This is a genomic window from Paenibacillus chungangensis, assembly GCF_042675905.1.
GTDB lineage: Bacteria > Bacillota > Bacilli > Paenibacillales > Paenibacillaceae > Pristimantibacillus > Pristimantibacillus chungangensis.
Map to the genome: position 1 here is coordinate 735,259 of NZ_JBHTJZ010000005.1, position 16,979 is coordinate 752,237.

A 16,979-nucleotide genomic window follows, 5' to 3' on the forward strand; every position below is an offset into this window, starting at 1 on the left:
TGCTTTTGTTGTTTCGCTGCTCGCACGGCTGAGAATTGCACGGGGAACGTCATACGGAATTTGATAGTGGCACAATGGGTACAGGGGGGAACATCATGGCTGGACAGTCGAATAAACATTCTGTAAAAACAAAGAAAAAGAAGAAACGTTTTTCGGGACGGAAATGGTTCTACGGACTATTCTTCACGGCGGTGCTTGGCATCGTCTGTGCGATCGTGGGGTATCTACTCATCATCCTGAACGGCGAACGCATACTGGAGGAGCATGGCGACAAGCTGGAATTCGGGGAGGCGTCCATCATTTACGATGCCAACGGCAATGAAATCAACAAGCTGTACGACTATGAAGAACATCGCGAGATGGCGGAATTCAAAGAAATTCCGGAACAGCTGATTAACGCCGTCATCGCGACGGAAGACCAGCGCTTCCGCGATCACTCCGGTCTGGACTTCTGGGCGATCGGCCGAGCGGTCGTGAAGGACATCATCGCCCGCAGCGCCGTGGAAGGCGGAAGCACAATCACTCAACAGTTGGCGAAAAACGTGTTCCTGTCAGCGGATAAGACCTTCTTCCGGAAAGCGACTGAAGCATCCATTGCGGTAGCGATGGAACAACAGATGTCCAAGGATGAGATATTGACCATGTATCTGAACCGCATCTACTTCGGCAAAGGCATACATGGCGTGAAGGCGGCGTCGGAATATTACTTCGGCAAAGACCTGTCGGAGCTGGAGCTCTGGGAATCCGCGACGCTTGCGGCAATGCCGAAAGCGCCGAACCGCTACAACCCGGTCAATAACCCGGAATTCTCCAAGGAGCGTCGTGCGGTTGTTCTGAGACTGATGTATGATCAGGGTTATATTAGCGAGCAAGAGATGAACGAAGCGAGGGCGGCAGATTATGAGGCACCTGTCAGCCAGGCTGAGTATAAGGTTGGCTCTTATCACGGTTTCGTTGATTTCGTCATTGAGGAAGCCGTCGAAGTGACGGGCTTATCGGAAGAGGAGCTGCGTGTAGGCGGCTATCATATTTATACGACACTTGATCCGAAAGCTCAGGACGCGATGGACAAGGAGTTCAACGATGCAAGCAATTTCGAAGAGAGTATCGATGAAAATATCGTCCAGGGCGCCATGGTCATTATCGACCACCGTACAGGCGAGATTAAGGCGTTGAACGGCGGTCGGGAGTATGAACAACGAGGCTGGAACCGTGTAGACAAGCCGAGACAGCCGGGATCAGTATTCAAGCCGATTGTCTCCTACGGGCCTGCTTTGGAGTCGGGCACATTTTTCCCTTGGACGATACTGGATAATAACAAAAAATGCTTCAACGATTATTGTCCGAGAGACCGCTGGGGTCCGACGCCGGTCAGCATGAAGCAAGCGATGAAGGATTCCCGCAATTTGGCTTCCGTCTGGCTGCTGGATCAAGTCGGCATCAGTGAAGGTATCGCTTTTGCCGAGAAGCTTGGCTTCACACTGGAGAAGGAAGACCGCAATCTGACGATCGCGCTGGGCGGATTGACGAAGGGCGCCTCTCCGCTGCAGATGGCGACGACATACAGCGTCATGGCCAATGATGGAAAGTCTGTCGATCCACACACGATTAGGAAGATTGAAGGCAACAAAAATAACAAGAAATACACGTACACGTATGAAGCTCCTAAAGCGCAGCAGTTAATGTCTCCGGAGACAGCTTGGTATTTGACCGAAATGATGCAGGCTGTCGTGGAGAAAGGCGGCTCCGGTCAGAGCGCCGCATTCGGTCGTCAGCTCGCAGGCAAGACGGGGACGACGCAGCACGGCATTCCGGGTTATACCGGGTCTGGCATACGCGACGCCTGGTTCGTCGGCTATACACCGGAATGGACGGCTGCCGTGTGGATGGGTTATGACAATACAGATAAGGATCATGTGCTGAAGAAGGGCAGTCCGCAAGCCGCCGCCTTCTTCGCTAAAGTCATGAGACCGGCGATGGAGCATGTAGACAAAGGAAGCTTCAAGCGCCCAGACAATATAAAGGAACAGAAGCCGCCTGCGGCTGTGACGGGCTTCCAGGCCGCCTATGTGGAGCAGGGCGTTATCGTGGAGTTGTCATGGGATGCTAGCGAAGAGAGCAATGTCTCTTATGAAGTATATCGCAGAGAGGTTGGCGTCACCGCATACAGCTTGTTCACTGAAGCGGTACTGCCGAAGGTGACGGATATGACTGTATTCCCGGGCAAAACGTATGAATATTACGTTGTAGCCCACGATTCCGCATCGAACTTAAGAAGCGCGAACTCGGCTGCCATCGCAGTAGAAATTCCGGATGGAGATCTGGGTATTCCGGAAATCCCGTTGGATCCTGACATCGCCAATCCAGACCTTGGCATTGGCGTGCCGAGTGACGACGGGCAATTGGACGGGGGGCAGACGGATGGCAATAACGATCAGTCTGACGATGGCACTGAGGTTCCGGATGAAGAAGAAGGGCAATCCGGCACCGAGATGCCGAGCTCTCCACCGATCGAAAGTCCTCATCCGGGCACAGGTCAGGCAGAAGATTCCGGGGCGGCAAGCACCGTGCCATCCGTGACACCGTCAACGACTCCGGATGCGGCGTAATAATGACTTGGAACAGCTGGAAGGTCCATCGTTGAGGTGGACCTTCTTTTGTTTTTTTTTTGACGCATTGGATGAGCGGGCTTGGTTTATTTTACTCGTTCACTGGAGATGGACATTGAGATATGGTAATCTTTTTCTATAGGATGCATTCCTAAATGAACGGAAAGGTAAGTTTCGGATGAAAAGAAAATTTTCCGATCGAGCGAACTGGCGCCGCATCTTGCGCAAAAGCTACTCTTGCCTGTCGCTTGACGGCGATGAGTTCAAAGGGCTGGTGACCTTTTACCGTATTCACGAATTGCGCGAGCCGTTATGGAAGGAATACGACGGGCGAAGGTTGTGCCTGGCGGATCGTGGATATTTATGGATGCAGCATTTCCCGAAAGGGGAGCATTTCGTCGTCACGACGATGTTTGATGACAAGGGTCGTGTCGTACAGTGGTATATTGACGTATGCAAAACGCAAGGCTTAACGGATCAGAAGGTTCCTTGGTTCGACGATTTGTACTTGGATGTAGTTGTATTGCCGAGCGGCGAAGTTTATTTAATGGATGAAGATGAGCTGGAGGACGCTCTCAGGCAAGGTGACGTTAGCCATAAGGATGTGGCGTTGGCCCGCAAGACTGCCGGCCGTCTTTTGTCAAGCATCAGGAACGGCAGATTTCGCTACTTCACTCTCAGCTTGAAGCATCACAAGAGCTTGTTGCGAAGAACAGGGGAGCTAAGTGAATCATGAAGACGGCGACAAGGAGTAGAAAAGGGCCGCGAAGAAGGAAGAAACGCCTTCGGTCGTGGCCTCTCTTGTTACGCATGATTTTGGCGATCATGTGTATGGGTTTGCTATGGGTTGGTTACGTTTTCTGGATTATTCAGAGCTATGATATGAAGAAGCAATTCGCTCCCGCAGACGCGGGAATTGTGCTTGGAGCAGCGTTATGGCGCGATCAGCCTAGCCCTGCGCTTAAGGAACGGCTGAATTTGGCACTGTCCCTCTATGAACAGGGAGTTGTCGACCGGCTGATTTTAAGCGGTGGACTTGGAGGGCTGGTTTCCTCGATTACGGAAGCGGAAGGCATGCGGAACTATTTGACAGACAGAGGTGTGCCGGAGGAAGACTTGCTGCTGGAGGATAAAGCAAGCAGCACTTATCAGAACTTATACTACAGCAGGGGGCTAGGAGAACGCGAGAACGTACAGTCCTATTTGCTCATTACGCATGATTATCATGCTGCTCGCGCAGGCGATATTGCGGATTTCCTGGATATGGGGGATGTGCAGGTGGCAGGCGTAACATCGCAAGTGCTCAGCCCGGTGTATCATTCCTTAAGAGAAATACTGGCCTATACGAAATGGAAGCTGGACGCCTTATCCCTATGGTCTGGCTTGCGGGACGAGGCTTCGATGATATGAGCCTGCAACTCTGCTAATATAGGACAGATCCATAGAATACACTTGTAGTGCGGTGGTTAACCGAGCTTCTCTACAAAGGACAGGTGATGTGTGTGTCAATGAACGAGCACGTCATATCTGCCTCCGGCAGCGGATCAACCAGACCGTCGCGGCAAATTAACGTCGTGCTCAGAAGCCAGGAAAGCTACGGTCTGGCTTCAGCTGCACCGGTGCTGCAAGATGAGCCCTTGCCTCAGGTCAAACCGTTGCCGGATGTGGATCACTTTGCCGACATCGAGAAAGAACTGGAAGCGATGGTCGGAATGGACAACGTGAAGTCTCTTGTGTATGAAATCTATGCGCTTCTCTATGTTAGCCGGATGCGGACAGAAGCGGGTTTGTATGGAGGCTCCCAAGTTTATCATATGATATTCAAAGGTAATCCCGGAACAGGGAAGACGACGATCGCCCGCATCGTCGCCAAGCTGTTCCAGAAAATGGGCATATTATCTAAGGGGCATCTGATCGAAGTGGAGCGGGCTGATCTGGTAGGGGAATATATTGGGCATACTGCTCAGAAAACAAGAGAGTTGGTGCGCAAGGCGCTTGGCGGCGTATTATTCGTCGATGAAGCGTACAGTCTGGCTAGAGGCGGGGAGAAGGACTTCGGCAAGGAAGCGATCGATACGCTTGTGAAAGCGATGGAGGATCATCGCAACGGCTTCGTCCTCATACTGGCAGGCTATCCCCTGGAGATCGAACAATTCCTGCAGACGAATCCCGGGCTGCCGTCGCGCTTCCCGATCCAGATCGCATTCCCGGACTATTCTATCGACCAATTGATTCAGATCGGCGAAGGCATGGTGAAGGAGCGGGATTACACGCTCATGCCGGCTACGGTATTCAAGCTGAGACAGCTGCTTGTCCAGGAGAAGCAAAGCGAGCTGTTCTCCTTCAGCAATGCGAGGTATGTACGGAATATGATCGAGAAGGCTATTCGCCATCAAGCCGTAAGGTTAATCGGGCAATATGCCAATTCCGTACCGGGGAAAGGCGAGTTGATGGCCATCCGCCCGGAGGATTTGAAGGTGTGACGAGGAAAGGAAGAACAAGAACATGAGTAAGCAGCTAGAGATGAACTTGATGCTAGAACAAGACAATAATGAGATCTGGCGGAAGCTGGAGGGCTTGTCGGAGCAAGTGGAAGACAAAGCGCGCGATGCATTCGGCAAGGTAGAGAAAATAGCGGAAAAAAATCAGTGGAAGGTTATTCAGGCATTCAAACGCCACCAAGTGAGTGATTATCACTTCTCTGGCTCAACCGGCTATGGATATAACGACCGTGGACGCGAGGTGCTTGACGAGGTGTATGCCGAAGCGATGGGAGCCGAGGCAGCGCTTGTCAGGCCCCACTTCGCCTCCGGAACCCACACGATCAGCTGCGCCTTATTCGGCGTATTGCGTCCGGGAGATGAATTGCTGTACATATCAGGCAAGCCTTATGACACGCTGCACAAGGTCATCGGGAAGCCCGGCGACGGTATGGGCTCGCTACGCGACTGGGGCGTCTCCTACGGAGAGGTGCCGCTGTTGCCGTCGGGAGAGATGGATTGGGACGCCATCAGGTCCGCGGTCAACGAGAGGACGAAGGTGATCGGGATTCAGCGATCACGCGGCTACGATTGGCGGCGCTCCTTCTCGATTGCGGACATTGCGGAAGCTGTAAAGCGTGTAAAAGAGATGAAATCCGACGTCATCGTCTTCGTGGACAACTGCTATGGCGAGTTCACCGAGCTTCAGGAGCCGACTGGAGTTGGCGTCGATCTGATGGCGGGCTCCCTCATTAAAAATCCGGGTGGCGGCTTGGCCGAGACAGGCGGCTATATTGCCGGGAAGCGGGAATATATAGAGGCGGCCGCCTACCGGTTGACCGCTCCCGGCATCGGTGGAGAAGTCGGGGCGACAATGGGAACGCTGCGCTCTATCTATCAAGGGTTGTTCCTTGCGCCTCATCTTGTTGGCCAAGCGTTGAAGGGCAGCATATTGGCTGCCGGTTTGGCTGACAAGCTTGGATTTCAGACAAGCCCGCGTTGGGATGAGCCGCGCACGGACTTGATTCAAGCGCTACGCTTCGCCGGCCCGGATCATCTTATTGCATTCGTTCAGGGGATTCAAGCTGCGGCTGCAGTAGATGCTCATGTCGTACCGGAGCCTTGGGACATGCCAGGCTATGAGCATCCCGTCATTATGGCTGCGGGCACCTTCATCCAGGGCGGCAGCCTGGAGCTGTCGGCCGATGCGCCGATTCGCGATCCATATATCGCATATATGCAGGGTGGATTAACCTATGCACATGCCAAATACGGTATACTCACCGCTCTCCACAGAATGGCTGTACGCGGGTTAATGGATCAGTTGTAATCAAACCTAACATTTCTTGACACATTTATGTAGCAACGCTACAATGAGGGTATTAACGAGGATTGGAAGGTTGGTGCGACATGGCTGATGAGATCCGTCGAAATATGGCGTTATTTCCAATTGGCATTGTAATGAAGCTAACTGATCTGACAGCCAGACAGATTCGCTACTACGAGCAGCATGAGTTAATCGTTCCTGCACGAACGGCAGGCAATCAACGATTGTTCTCGTTCAACGATGTGGAGCGTCTGCTGGAGATCAAGTCGCTAATTGAGAAAGGTGTCAATATTGCAGGAATTAAGCAAGTCATGAATCCGGTATCCAATGATTCGGAGGAAGCGACAATGGTAAGCGCGAAATCCGAGGAAACCCGCCGCGAGCTCAGCGAGCAGCAATTACGCCGTATGTTAAAGCAGCAATTGCTTGAGAAGAAGCCTGGCCAGACTTCCATGATTCAAGGACAGCTTCAAAGCTACTACAAGCGCTAAACAAAATCATTTGGATTAGAGGAGATGATAGCATGGGTTACACGAAAGAAGATATTAAACGTATTGCGCAGGAGCAAAATGTCCGTTTCATTCGTCTACAATTCACCGATTTGCTCGGCACGATTAAAAACGTTGAAATACCTGTAAGCCAGCTGGATAAAGCGCTTAACAATAAAATGATGTTCGACGGTTCTTCCATTGAAGGCTATGTGCGTATTGAAGAATCGGATATGTACTTATACCCGGATCTGGATACTTGGGTGGTATTCCCGTGGGTATCCGAAGATCGTGTGGCAAGACTTATCTGTGACATATACATGCCTGACGGCACACCGTTCGCGGGCGATCCGCGCGGCATCCTGAAGCGCGTGCTGAAGGAAGCGGAGCAGATGGGCTTCACTTCCATGAATGTCGGGCCGGAGCCGGAGTTCTTCCTCTTCAAAACGGACGAGCGTGGCGAACCGACGACAGAGCTTAACGACCAGGGCGGATACTTCGATCTGGCGCCGGTGGATCTGGGCGAGAACTGCCGCCGTGAGATTGTGCTTACATTGGAAGAGATGGGCTTCGAGATTGAAGCGTCCCATCATGAAGTTGCTCCTGGCCAGCATGAGATCGACTTCAAATATGCGGATGCGGTGAAAGCGGCTGACCAAATTCAGACGTTCAAGCTGGTCGTAAAGACGATTGCGCGTGTACATGGTCTTCATGCTACTTTTATGCCGAAACCGTTATTCGGTGCCAATGGTTCGGGCATGCACTGCCACCAATCCTTGTTCCAAGGGGATGCCAATTCCTTCTATGACGAGAACGACAAGCTTGGCCTTAGTGACACAGCGCGTCAGTATATGGCGGGCGTGCTCAAGCATGCCAGAGCGTTCGCGGCGATAACGAATCCGACGGTCAATTCCTACAAACGACTGGTGCCTGGGTATGAGGCGCCTTGCTATGTCGCATGGTCGGCGAGCAACCGTTCGCCAATGATCCGTATTCCTGCTTCGCGTGGACTGTCAACCCGTGTCGAGGTGAGGAACCCTGACCCGGCGGCCAATCCTTATCTTGCGCTTGCTGTTATGTTGAAGGCTGGACTGGACGGCATCAAAAACAAGTTGTCGCTGCCTGCGCCAACCGATCGCAATATTTATATCATGTCTGATGAAGAGCGCGTGGAGTTCGGTATTCCAAGCCTTCCGTTCAACTTGAGAGAAGCACTTGACGAGATGCTCCGCAGCGACGTCATATGCGATGCACTCGGCGAGCATGCGCTATCCCACTTCTACGAGTTGAAAGAGATTGAGTGGGATATGTATCGTACACAAGTGCATGAGTGGGAAAGAGAGCATTATTTGAGACAATATTAATCAAGAGCGAAAGGCGGAGACCGTATGGTCTCCGCCTTTACAACTGAACAGTGGAAGTCGTCATACGAATACAAGCAAGCTCCGGGGCCTGTTGACTCGGAGCTTGCTTGTGTTTGTATGAATTGGATATATAATAAGGCAGGTATTAATGCATGTCCCGGAATAGTCCCACAACCTTGCCGAGAATGCTGACTGCATTCAGGCGAATCGGCTCCATTGTGGAATTCTCTGGCTGCAAGCGAATATGATCCTTCTCCTTATAGAAGGTCTTCACCGTAGCTTCGTCATCTTCCGTCATTGCCACGACGATGTCGCCGTTGTTAGCCGTCTGCTGCTGCCTGACAATGACATAATCTCCGTTATGAATGCCAGCTTCTATCATGCTGTCGCCTACGACGTTCAGGATAAAGACGTTATTGTCGCCCACGAACTGGGTGGACATTGGAAAGTAGTCTTCGATGTTCTCCGTAGCTGTGATGGGGATGCCCGCAGTAACCTTGCCGACGATCGGCACGTGCTTGACAGGCAACGGGATGACATTGCTGTCGTTGTCTCCATGCAAGATCTCAATTGCACGGGGCTTGGTGGGATCGCGTCGTATGTAGCCTTTCTTCTCTAGGCGATCCAGATGTCCATGGACAGTGGAGCTGGAGAGCAACCCTACAGCTTCCGCAATCTCACGAACGGATGGCGGGTATCCTTTGTCACGCACCTCTTGCTTGATGAAGTCTAATATAGCCATTTGGCGTTTGGATACTTTACTCACTGTCATCAACTCCAATTCTCATATTGTGTAAAATTATAACACAGAACCGGGGTTCGTACAAACATAAGTTCTTGAGATCGTGAGTTCTCATTTTTTATTGACCGGAACGCTTGTTCGTGGTATTCTTGTATCAGAACAAATGTTTGGGGTGTTGATGATAATGCTGATGAATGAGAGTACATACCAATCTATATATCGTGTGCAGGGAAGTACAGGGATGAAAAAATCAGTCTATTACGGGCTGAGAAACGTATGGACAAGCCGTTCCATTAAGGTGACTGCAAGTGTATTGCTTATGGCGCTCTTATTGACGAGCTTCCTTATGCTGGGCGTTACGGCAACGGGAACAGACGTGGCTCCTCCGATGGGGTCTGAGCAAGTCGTGACCGTTGCCAACGGGGATACGCTATGGGCTATCGCTGGCCGTGTTTCCGATGACAGCGAAGACACTGGATATATCGTGTTCAAGATTAAGCAGCGCAACGGGCTGACATCGTCTACGATTCACCCGGGCCAGCAACTGATTGTACCGGAATGATAATGGCGTTCCCTTTTGCCTGCAAGAATTGATCAATTCTTGAATAGCGCCTTTCATGCCACTCAGTTAGTGGTTTGGAAGGCTTTTTTACCACATCAGCATTTATAAATTTTCGAGATGATCGAATTCCAAAATTGTAATATGAAATAAAACCAACCTTATCCTTTCGATGCGAGTTTGCTTTGTATACTTTTGGTCGCACATATTTGAAGGGCCTCGATAAAAGCTTTCTAGCAATAAAAAAATTTCTAAATTATTTATAGGCGATGCGACCACGGTTGGTGCGAGGAAAGTGTGCGAGTGGTGGGCTGTAAGCGATCTATCGGTTGCCACAGAGCTTAATCGGCTTATAATGGGCTAATTTGCAGGCTAACTGTTGCCCTGGAGCTTATGGAGCGCGGAAAGTGAGATATCGCATGTTACTGTGTGAAATAGGTTCCCACGCAACCGTTAAAGCAGGAAAAGTGGGATTGAAGAAGTAATAAGCTCGATAGCATCCGTAAGAGTGACAATCGGAACTTCCAAAGAACGAACACTGGCGAAGCCTGTTGCCCAACAAGATAATTTATTCTTGAATTAATGCATACAATTCAAGTTGAATATCCGTAGATAGTGTCTAGCGACGTGTGAGTCGAACTGGTGTATGATCTTGCACTGGAGCCACGAAAGGAGTAGGCGATTCGGAAAAGAGTAGTGAAAGGGAGCGCGGCTAGGCGTTTTTTTTGATATAGAGTTTATAAAATTCGAGTTGAATACCCGAAGCAATTGAATTGAATCGTGCGAGTCGGATTAGTGTATGTAGCCAACACTAAAGAGACGAAGTTCCGTCCGAGCGAGCCCGCAGTGTACCTAGCCAACACTAAAGTGACGAAATTCCGTCCGAGCGAGCCTGCAATGTATGCAGCCAACACTAAAGTGACGAAATCCCGTCCGAGCGAGCCTGCAATGTATGCAGCCAACACTAAAGTGACGAAATCCCGTCCGAGCGAGCCCGCAGTGTATGTAGCCAACACTAAAGAGACGAAGTTCCGTCCGAGCGAGCCTGCAGTGTATGTAGCCAACACTAAAGAGACGAAATCCCGTCCGAGCGAGCCCGCAGTGTATGTAGCCAACACTAAAGAGACGAAATCCCGTCCGAGCGAGCCCGCAGTGTATGTAGCCAACACTAAAGAGACGAAGTTCCGTCCGAGCGAGCCTGCAGTGTATGTAGCCAACACTAAAGAGACGAAATTCCGTCCGAGCGAGCCTGCAGTGTATGTAGCCAACACTAAAGAGACGAAATCTCATCCGAGCGGCCCCCGATATATCCTACACTGGAGCGCCGTAAAGGAGCATACGAGCCGGAAGAGAGTGGTGAACGTACGCCTACAAGGCGTCTTTTTTTGTTCATACTGATATACGGAGATTTGCTATATATTGAAGTGTTGATCGGGACTTGCAGAAGCTTGACAATGATGGGGGTGAAATGTCAAAGTATGAGATAGACTTTTGCTTCGTGGATGTGGGGAGGGGTAAAGAGATGGATATGGAGAAATTGATCGCAAGAATTAACGAGCTGTCGAGGAAAAACAAAGAAGTCGGACTTGCGCAGGAAGAAATCGAAGAGCGTGATGAATTGAGACGACGTTATTTGGACAACTTCAGAAGAAACTTTCGACAGCAAATGGATTCCATTAAGTATGTCGAAGATGATGACGACATGATTAAGCACTAGTTAGAAAGTCGCATGCAGCGGCAAAAAAGTGCGAAAGAAACGCCTACTATAGGAGGAATATAGCGTGTCACGTTCTTGGGAGCGCAAAGTGCGCAAAAACATGAGTCACCTGAATAAGCAGCAGAAGAAGCAAGGCAAAGGCGGAACAGTAATCGGCTCCGAACAAAAGGAGCGCTTTGTTGGTCGCAACTATATGGCTCCTGTTATGCTTCTTCTATTTGTTACCTTATACTGTGTCGTGATGTGGAACGATCCGAAGTTTGAAGCAACGACGATGTTCTGGGTTACCGTAGTCTTGTACATTGGGTTGGCGGCTCTGTTCTACTTCCGCAAGCCTTACCTGACAATCGGCAAGGACTATGTGCAGACGCGTCGGTTTACAGGTGACAAGATGCTTCAAGCATCCGGCATCAAGCAGATTGCCGTTCAGCGAGGGGCAATTATGATTACACCGGTGAAAGGCGCCAACTGGACATTCACCAAGCTGATTAATCGTTACCCCACCGATGAGATGGCGGGGAAGATGAAGGAGTTTGCCGCTAAGCACAATATCCCATTTTCAGAGAAACAATAGAATAGGAGAGATTGGATACCGATGGTCAAGCAAGCTGTATTATTTGATTTGGACGATACATTGTTATGGGATGAACGCAGTGTGAAGGAGGCTTTCCGGGCGACATGCGAGGCGGGTGCAGAGGCTGCGGGCGTAGATGCCGAGGCGCTGGAGGAAGCCGTTCGCAAGGAAGCAAGAGCGCTGTACGAATCGTATGAGACATACTCATTCTCGAAGATGATCGGCATTAATCCGTTCGAGGGGCTCTGGGCACACTTCGCCGCGGGAGAGCAGGAGGAATTCCGCAAGCTACAGCAGCTGGCTCCCGGCTATCGGAAAGCGGCATGGACACAGGGACTGAAAGCGCTTGGCGTGGAGGATGATCAGCTGGGTGCGGAGCTTGCCGAGCGCTTCCCCGCTGAACGGCGTTCGCGTCCTATCGTGTATGAGGAGACGTTCCGCGTGCTGGACGCGCTCAAGGGCAAGTACAAGCTGTTGCTCCTGACGAATGGATCGCCAGATCTGCAGAAGGAGAAACTGGACGGTGTGCCTGAATTGGTGCCTTACTTCGATCATATCATCATCTCAGGCGAATTCGGCGAAGGCAAACCAGCTGCATCCATCTTCCGGCATGCGCTAGACAAGCTCGGCATTGAGCCCGTTCACGGCATTATGGTTGGCGACAAGTTAACGACGGATATACAGGGCGCGAATACGATCGGCATGACTTCCGTATGGATCAATCGCCATGGCGTCAAGCGCAACGAGGACATCATTCCTACTTACGAAATAACGCATCTTGAGGAATTGCTCCGCCTGCTGGAGCATTAACGGCAGATACAAGACAAGCCCCTCACAAACGCGATAGGCGTTGCGAGGGGCTTGTCTCATTTCTCATGCATTACTTGTTGAATTGCGGGTCGGAATAGGAATGAGCGATCCAGCCTTCCGTCTCAATGAACAATCGGACAGCAACGATTTGACGGTTGTCCATAAGGGTGAAGAAGTGAGGTTTGTTCTCCGGAACGGAGATGACGTCTCCCGCTTCCAGCTCGACATCGAAATAACCCACATCATCAGTGCCTTTAATTATGAAGATTCCGCGACCGGCAGTAATGGCACGCACTTCGTCTTCCGTGTGCGTATGTACATTTTCGAATTTCTTGAGCAGTTCTTCCAGATTCGGCGTCGCGTCGGACAATGCGACGATGTCCCATGTGAGATAGCCACGGCGAGCAGCCAGGTCACGAATTTCAGCATCGTACGTTTTCAGAATTTGTTCCTTCTCTTCGTCGTTAAGGACGAATTTATTTTGAAGCTCTTGCGGAAGCTTGTTGGCATCCCAATGCTCATACAGCACTTCTTGGCTATCCAGGAATGCGCGTACCTTTTCCTCGCCGGAGATCCGCTCGTCTGTGTTACGAATTCTTACCTCTGCCATGTCATTCCCTCTTTTCCAATAGAAATTAAATGATATAATGATTATAATGCAAATGACTTTAATTGTCGATTCGTTCTTTCTTTTCAGAAAACAGCGATTCTGATAAACTATGGTGTAATGAATTCGGGAAGGGTGTAAGTATCGTGTCAACAATGACTTTACAGCAATTGCTTCAAGAGCGCATTCTCATATTGGACGGCGCCATGGGCACTATGATACAACAGGCGAACTTGAGCGAGGACGACTTCGGCGGAGCAGAGCTGGACGGCTGCAACGAGATGCTCGTACTTACGCGACCAGACGTCATTAGGAGCATTCACGAACAATATTTGGAAGCAGGAGCGGACATACTGGAGACGAACACTTTCGGAGCTACCAGTATCGTTCTGGAAGATTATGATATACCGGAGAAAGCGAGAGAAATCAATCTCGCTGCCGCGAAGCTGGCCAGGGAAGCAGCTGACAAATACAGTACGCCAAACAAACCACGCTTTGTGGCCGGCGCGCTGGGGCCCACGACCAAGACATTGTCGGTAACGGGTGGAGTGACTTTCGATCAGCTTGTTGACAGCTATTATGAGCAGGCTGTGGCGCTTATCGAAGGAGATGTCGACGCACTTCTACTGGAGACATCACAGGATACGCTGAATGTGAAGGCTGGCAGTATCGGTATACGCAAGGCTTTCCAGACGCTGGGCAAAGAGCTTCCGATTATGATATCAGGTACGATCGAGCCGATGGGTACGACATTGGCAGGACAGACGATCGAATCGTTCTATATTTCCCTGGAGCACTTGAAACCGATCTCAGTAGGACTTAACTGTGCAACGGGACCGGAGTTCATGCGTGATCACGTCCGGACGCTTAGCGAGATTGCCGGCACGGCCGTCAGCTGTTATCCCAATGCGGGGCTGCCGGACGAGAACGGTCACTATCATGAATCGCCGGAATCGCTGGCGCACAAGTTGTCGGATTTTGCCGAGAAGGGTTGGCTGAACATTGCAGGAGGCTGCTGTGGCACGACACCGGAGCATATCCGCGTCATGGCGGAGACGATGGCTCGTTACGCCCCTCGTAAGCAAGTCGGCACTCACCCCGATGCAGTATCCGGTATTGAGACGGTGTTCATCGAGGATGACAATCGTCCGATTATGATCGGCGAGCGGACGAACATATCTGGTTCGCGCAAGTTCAAGCGCCTTATTAAGGAAGGCAGCTTCGACGAGGCGTCAGAGATTGCGAGGGCGCAGGTGAAGGGTGGCGCGCATGTCATCGACATCAACTTGCAGGATACGGACATTGATGAAGCGTATGCAGTTCATCAATTCCTTCCGCAGGTCGTGAAGAAGATTAAAGCTCCGATAATGCTTGACTCCACGTACGATCATATTATCGAGTTGGGTTTGAAGTATTCGCAAGGCAAGGCGATCATTAACTCCATTAACCTGGAGGACGGGGAATCGAAGTTCCAGCAGATCGTTCCGTTAATTCATCAGTACGGCGCGGCTGTCGTAATGATTCTTATTGACGAGCGCGGGCAGGCGGTATCCCGCCAAGCGAAGATGGAAGTGGCCGATCGCGCATACGATTTGCTTGTGAACAAGTATGGTCTGAATGAAGCGGATATTATATTTGATCCTAACATGTTCCCTGTCGGCTCAGGCGATCCGCAATATATCGGTTCCGCCGTGGAGACGCTGGAAGGCATCCGGATGATTAAGGAGAAGTATCCCCGTACGAAGACGATTCTCGGCCTGAGCAACATCTCGTTCGGCTTGCCGGATGCCGGTAGGGAAGTGCTCAATTCCGTCTATCTATATCATGCGACGAAGGCAGGGCTGGATTACGCGATTGTCAATACGGAGAAGCTGGAGCGATATGCTTCCATTCCGGAAGATGAACGCAAGCTGGCGGAAGAGTTGATATACAACACATGTGACGATACACTGGCTGCATTCGTTGCGGCGTTCCGGCACAAGAAAGTGGAGAAGAAGGAGAAGATCTCCAATCTATCGCTGGAGGAGCGTCTTGCATCTTACGTCGTCGAAGGAACGAAGGAAGGCCTCGTGGCTGATCTGGATGAAGCGCTAATGAAGTATACGCCGCTTGAAGTGATTAACGGCCCCCTCATGACTGGCATGGAGGAAGTGGGGAGGCTGTTCAATAACAATGAACTTATCGTTGCCGAGGTGCTGCAAAGCGCGGAGGTCATGAAAGCATCCGTCTCCCATCTGGAGCAATTCATGGAGAAGACGGAATCCTCAGTGAAGGGGAAAATTATTCTCGCTACCGTGAAGGGCGACGTGCACGATATCGGGAAAAACCTCGTCGAGATTATCCTGTCCAACAACGGGTACAAAATTATTAATCTGGGCATCAAGGTGCCACCGGAGCAGTTGATTGAGGCATACCGGCAAGAGAAGGCTGACGCCATCGGCTTGTCCGGCTTGCTGGTTAAATCCGCACAGCAAATGGTCGTAACCGCACAGGATATGCGCAACGCCGGAATCGACGCCCCTATTCTCGTGGGCGGCGCAGCGCTGACTCGCAAATTCACGAAGACAAGAATCGGTCCGGAATATGACGGACTAGTGCTCTATGCCAAGGACGCGATGGACGGTCTGGACATTGCGAACAAGCTGATGGATCCCGACCACCGGAAGCGGCTGGAGGAGGAGATGGCAGCCTTCAAGGCATCCGGCGCCGCCGAAGAGATTGTCGCGAAGCCGATGCCGAAGCTGACGCGCGCGGTAAGATCCAACATATCCAAGGATGCGCCGATATTCACGCCGCCTGATCTTGAGCGTCACATCTTGCGCAACGTGCCGATCCCTCAAATTATCCCTTACGTGAACATGCAGATGCTGTTGGGTCATCACCTGGGCGTGAAGGGGACCGTGGAGAAGCTGATTGCCGAAGGGAATGATAAGGCGATCCATCTGAAGGAGACGGTGGATGATATATTGAAGCAAGGCATTGCGGAAGGGTTCATTCGGGCACATGGCATGTACCGGTTCTTCCCGGCGCAATCCGACGGCAATTCCGTCATCATCTACGATCCGGCGGACCATGCCAAGGAAATTAAGCGATTCACGTTCCCACGCCAGCAAGTGGAGCCTCATCTGTGCCTTGCGGACTTCTTGAAGTCAGTGGACAGCGGTATGATGGATTATGTCGGATTCCTGGTCGTGACGGCAGGCGAAGGCATTCGCGATCTCGCCGGCAAGTGGAAGGATAGCGGAGATTATCTGCGTTCCCATGCGCTGCAGGCGATTGCGCTGGAAGTGGCGGAAGGTCTGGCCGAGCGCGTCCACCATATGATGCGGGATCAGTGCGGCTATCCCGATCCGCCGGAGATGACGATGAAGCAGCGGCTAGGTGCTCGTTACCAAGGCATCCGCGTATCCTTCGGCTACCCGGCTTGTCCCGATCTGGAGGATCAAGGCCCGTTGTTCGAGCTATTGAAGCCCGAGGATATCGGCGTGGAGTTGACGGAGGGATTCATGATGGAGCCGGAAGCATCGGTGTCCGCCATGGTGTTCGCCCATCCGGAAGCGCAATATTTCAATGTAGACAAAGCATGAGCATGTTCCGATAATTGCAAAGCTTAAGCTTAGCAGTAAGAGCCTTCCGGCGTTATCCGTTGACGGATTCCGGAAGGCTCGTTGTGCAAGAAGGCGGTAAGAGGAAAGAGGGAGC

Annotated in this window: 15 protein-coding genes; 12 read left to right on the top strand and 3 right to left on the bottom strand. The window is 51.3% G+C overall.

Going from position 1 to position 16,979, the window contains the following annotated elements; translation table 11 throughout:
• Positions 1–95: 95 nt before the first annotated feature.
• The 7 genes from ACFQ2I_RS05940 to glnA all read left to right on the top strand — a co-directional run bounded on the left by ACFQ2I_RS05940 (position 96) and on the right by glnA (position 8,268).
• On the top strand, positions 96–2,609 hold the full coding sequence (locus ACFQ2I_RS05940) for a PBP1A family penicillin-binding protein (protein WP_377562761.1): 2,514 nt from the start codon (positions 96–98) through the stop codon (positions 2,607–2,609).
• Positions 2,610–2,787: 178 nt separating this feature from the next.
• Positions 2,788–3,345, top strand: coding sequence for a DUF402 domain-containing protein (locus ACFQ2I_RS05945; RefSeq protein ID WP_377562762.1), 558 nt, complete (start codon positions 2,788–2,790; stop codon positions 3,343–3,345).
• Between the two features lie 95 nt (positions 3,346–3,440).
• Positions 3,441–4,019, top strand: coding sequence for a YdcF family protein (locus tag ACFQ2I_RS05950; protein WP_377562763.1), 579 nt, complete (start codon positions 3,441–3,443; stop codon positions 4,017–4,019).
• A 98-nt stretch (positions 4,020–4,117) separates the two neighbouring features.
• Complete coding sequence (locus tag ACFQ2I_RS05955) at positions 4,118–5,092, top strand: AAA family ATPase (protein ID WP_377562764.1); 975 nt, start codon at positions 4,118–4,120, stop codon at positions 5,090–5,092.
• Between the two features lie 22 nt (positions 5,093–5,114).
• Complete coding sequence (locus ACFQ2I_RS05960) at positions 5,115–6,419, top strand: methionine gamma-lyase family protein (protein ID WP_377562765.1); 1,305 nt, start codon at positions 5,115–5,117, stop codon at positions 6,417–6,419.
• Between the two features lie 80 nt (positions 6,420–6,499).
• Entirely contained in the window at positions 6,500–6,907 is a 408-nt protein-coding gene (locus ACFQ2I_RS05965) for a MerR family transcriptional regulator (protein ID WP_377562766.1), read from the top strand.
• Between the two features lie 32 nt (positions 6,908–6,939).
• Positions 6,940–8,268 carry a type I glutamate--ammonia ligase gene (glnA, locus tag ACFQ2I_RS05970; protein WP_377562767.1) on the top strand — a complete coding sequence of 443 codons (1,329 nt, stop codon included), beginning with the start codon at positions 6,940–6,942 and terminating at the stop codon, positions 8,266–8,268.
• 145 nt (positions 8,269–8,413) lie between these two features.
• Here glnA and lexA read toward each other — a convergent pair whose 3' ends face one another.
• Positions 8,414–9,034 (bottom strand): transcriptional repressor LexA, encoded by a 621-nt coding sequence (lexA, locus tag ACFQ2I_RS05975; protein ID WP_377562768.1) that lies wholly within the window; start codon positions 9,032–9,034, stop codon positions 8,414–8,416.
• A gap of 217 nt (positions 9,035–9,251) precedes the next feature.
• Between lexA and ACFQ2I_RS05980 the strand changes: the two genes are divergently transcribed.
• Complete coding sequence (locus ACFQ2I_RS05980; RefSeq protein ID WP_377562770.1) at positions 9,252–9,572, top strand: LysM peptidoglycan-binding domain-containing protein; 321 nt, start codon at positions 9,252–9,254, stop codon at positions 9,570–9,572.
• Positions 9,573–10,306: 734 nt separating this feature from the next.
• Here the strand turns inward: ACFQ2I_RS05980 and ACFQ2I_RS05985 are convergent.
• Positions 10,307–10,840, bottom strand: a complete 534-nt coding sequence (locus tag ACFQ2I_RS05985) for a hypothetical protein (RefSeq protein WP_377562771.1) — start codon at positions 10,838–10,840, stop codon at positions 10,307–10,309.
• Between the two features lie 251 nt (positions 10,841–11,091).
• On the opposite strand from ACFQ2I_RS05985, the gene ACFQ2I_RS05990 reads away from it, so the two are divergent.
• From ACFQ2I_RS05990 to ACFQ2I_RS06000, 3 genes are all read left to right on the top strand, one after another.
• Positions 11,092–11,286, top strand: a complete 195-nt coding sequence (locus ACFQ2I_RS05990; RefSeq protein ID WP_377562772.1) for a DUF896 domain-containing protein — start codon at positions 11,092–11,094, stop codon at positions 11,284–11,286.
• Positions 11,287–11,350: 64 nt separating this feature from the next.
• Positions 11,351–11,860 (top strand): hypothetical protein, encoded by a 510-nt coding sequence (locus ACFQ2I_RS05995; protein WP_377562773.1) that lies wholly within the window; start codon positions 11,351–11,353, stop codon positions 11,858–11,860.
• A 21-nt stretch (positions 11,861–11,881) separates the two neighbouring features.
• Positions 11,882–12,670, top strand: a complete 789-nt coding sequence (locus tag ACFQ2I_RS06000; protein ID WP_377562774.1) for an HAD family hydrolase — start codon at positions 11,882–11,884, stop codon at positions 12,668–12,670.
• Positions 12,671–12,740: 70 nt separating this feature from the next.
• On the opposite strand, the gene ACFQ2I_RS06005 is transcribed toward ACFQ2I_RS06000, so the two are convergent.
• Positions 12,741–13,280, bottom strand: a complete 540-nt coding sequence (locus tag ACFQ2I_RS06005; protein ID WP_377562775.1) for a 1,2-dihydroxy-3-keto-5-methylthiopentene dioxygenase — start codon at positions 13,278–13,280, stop codon at positions 12,741–12,743.
• Positions 13,281–13,432: 152 nt separating this feature from the next.
• Between ACFQ2I_RS06005 and metH the strand changes: the two genes are divergently transcribed.
• Positions 13,433–16,864, top strand: a complete 3,432-nt coding sequence (metH, locus tag ACFQ2I_RS06010) for a methionine synthase (protein WP_377562989.1) — start codon at positions 13,433–13,435, stop codon at positions 16,862–16,864.
• Positions 16,865–16,979: the final 115 nt, after the last annotated feature.

Bases quoted from the DNA above. Each gene is read 5' to 3' on its own strand.
- ACFQ2I_RS05940 (WP_377562761.1), top strand. From the start codon at position 96: ATGGCTGGACAGTCGAATAAACATTCTGTAAAAACAAAGAAAAAGAAG.
- ACFQ2I_RS05945 (WP_377562762.1), top strand. From the start codon at position 2,788: ATGAAAAGAAAATTTTCCGATCGAGCGAACTGGCGCCGCATCTTGCGC.
- ACFQ2I_RS05950 (WP_377562763.1), top strand. From the start codon at position 3,441: ATGGGTTTGCTATGGGTTGGTTACGTTTTCTGGATTATTCAGAGCTAT.
- ACFQ2I_RS05955 (WP_377562764.1), top strand. From the start codon at position 4,118: ATGAACGAGCACGTCATATCTGCCTCCGGCAGCGGATCAACCAGACCG.
- ACFQ2I_RS05960 (WP_377562765.1), top strand. From the start codon at position 5,115: ATGAGTAAGCAGCTAGAGATGAACTTGATGCTAGAACAAGACAATAAT.
- ACFQ2I_RS05965 (WP_377562766.1), top strand. From the start codon at position 6,500: ATGGCTGATGAGATCCGTCGAAATATGGCGTTATTTCCAATTGGCATT.
- glnA (WP_377562767.1), top strand. From the start codon at position 6,940: ATGGGTTACACGAAAGAAGATATTAAACGTATTGCGCAGGAGCAAAAT.
- ACFQ2I_RS05980 (WP_377562770.1), top strand. From the start codon at position 9,252: ATGAAAAAATCAGTCTATTACGGGCTGAGAAACGTATGGACAAGCCGT.
- ACFQ2I_RS05990 (WP_377562772.1), top strand. From the start codon at position 11,092: ATGGATATGGAGAAATTGATCGCAAGAATTAACGAGCTGTCGAGGAAA.
- ACFQ2I_RS06000 (WP_377562774.1), top strand. From the start codon at position 11,882: ATGGTCAAGCAAGCTGTATTATTTGATTTGGACGATACATTGTTATGG.
- ACFQ2I_RS06005 (WP_377562775.1), bottom strand. From the start codon at position 13,280: ATGGCAGAGGTAAGAATTCGTAACACAGACGAGCGGATCTCCGGCGAG.
- metH (WP_377562989.1), top strand. From the start codon at position 13,433: ATGACTTTACAGCAATTGCTTCAAGAGCGCATTCTCATATTGGACGGC.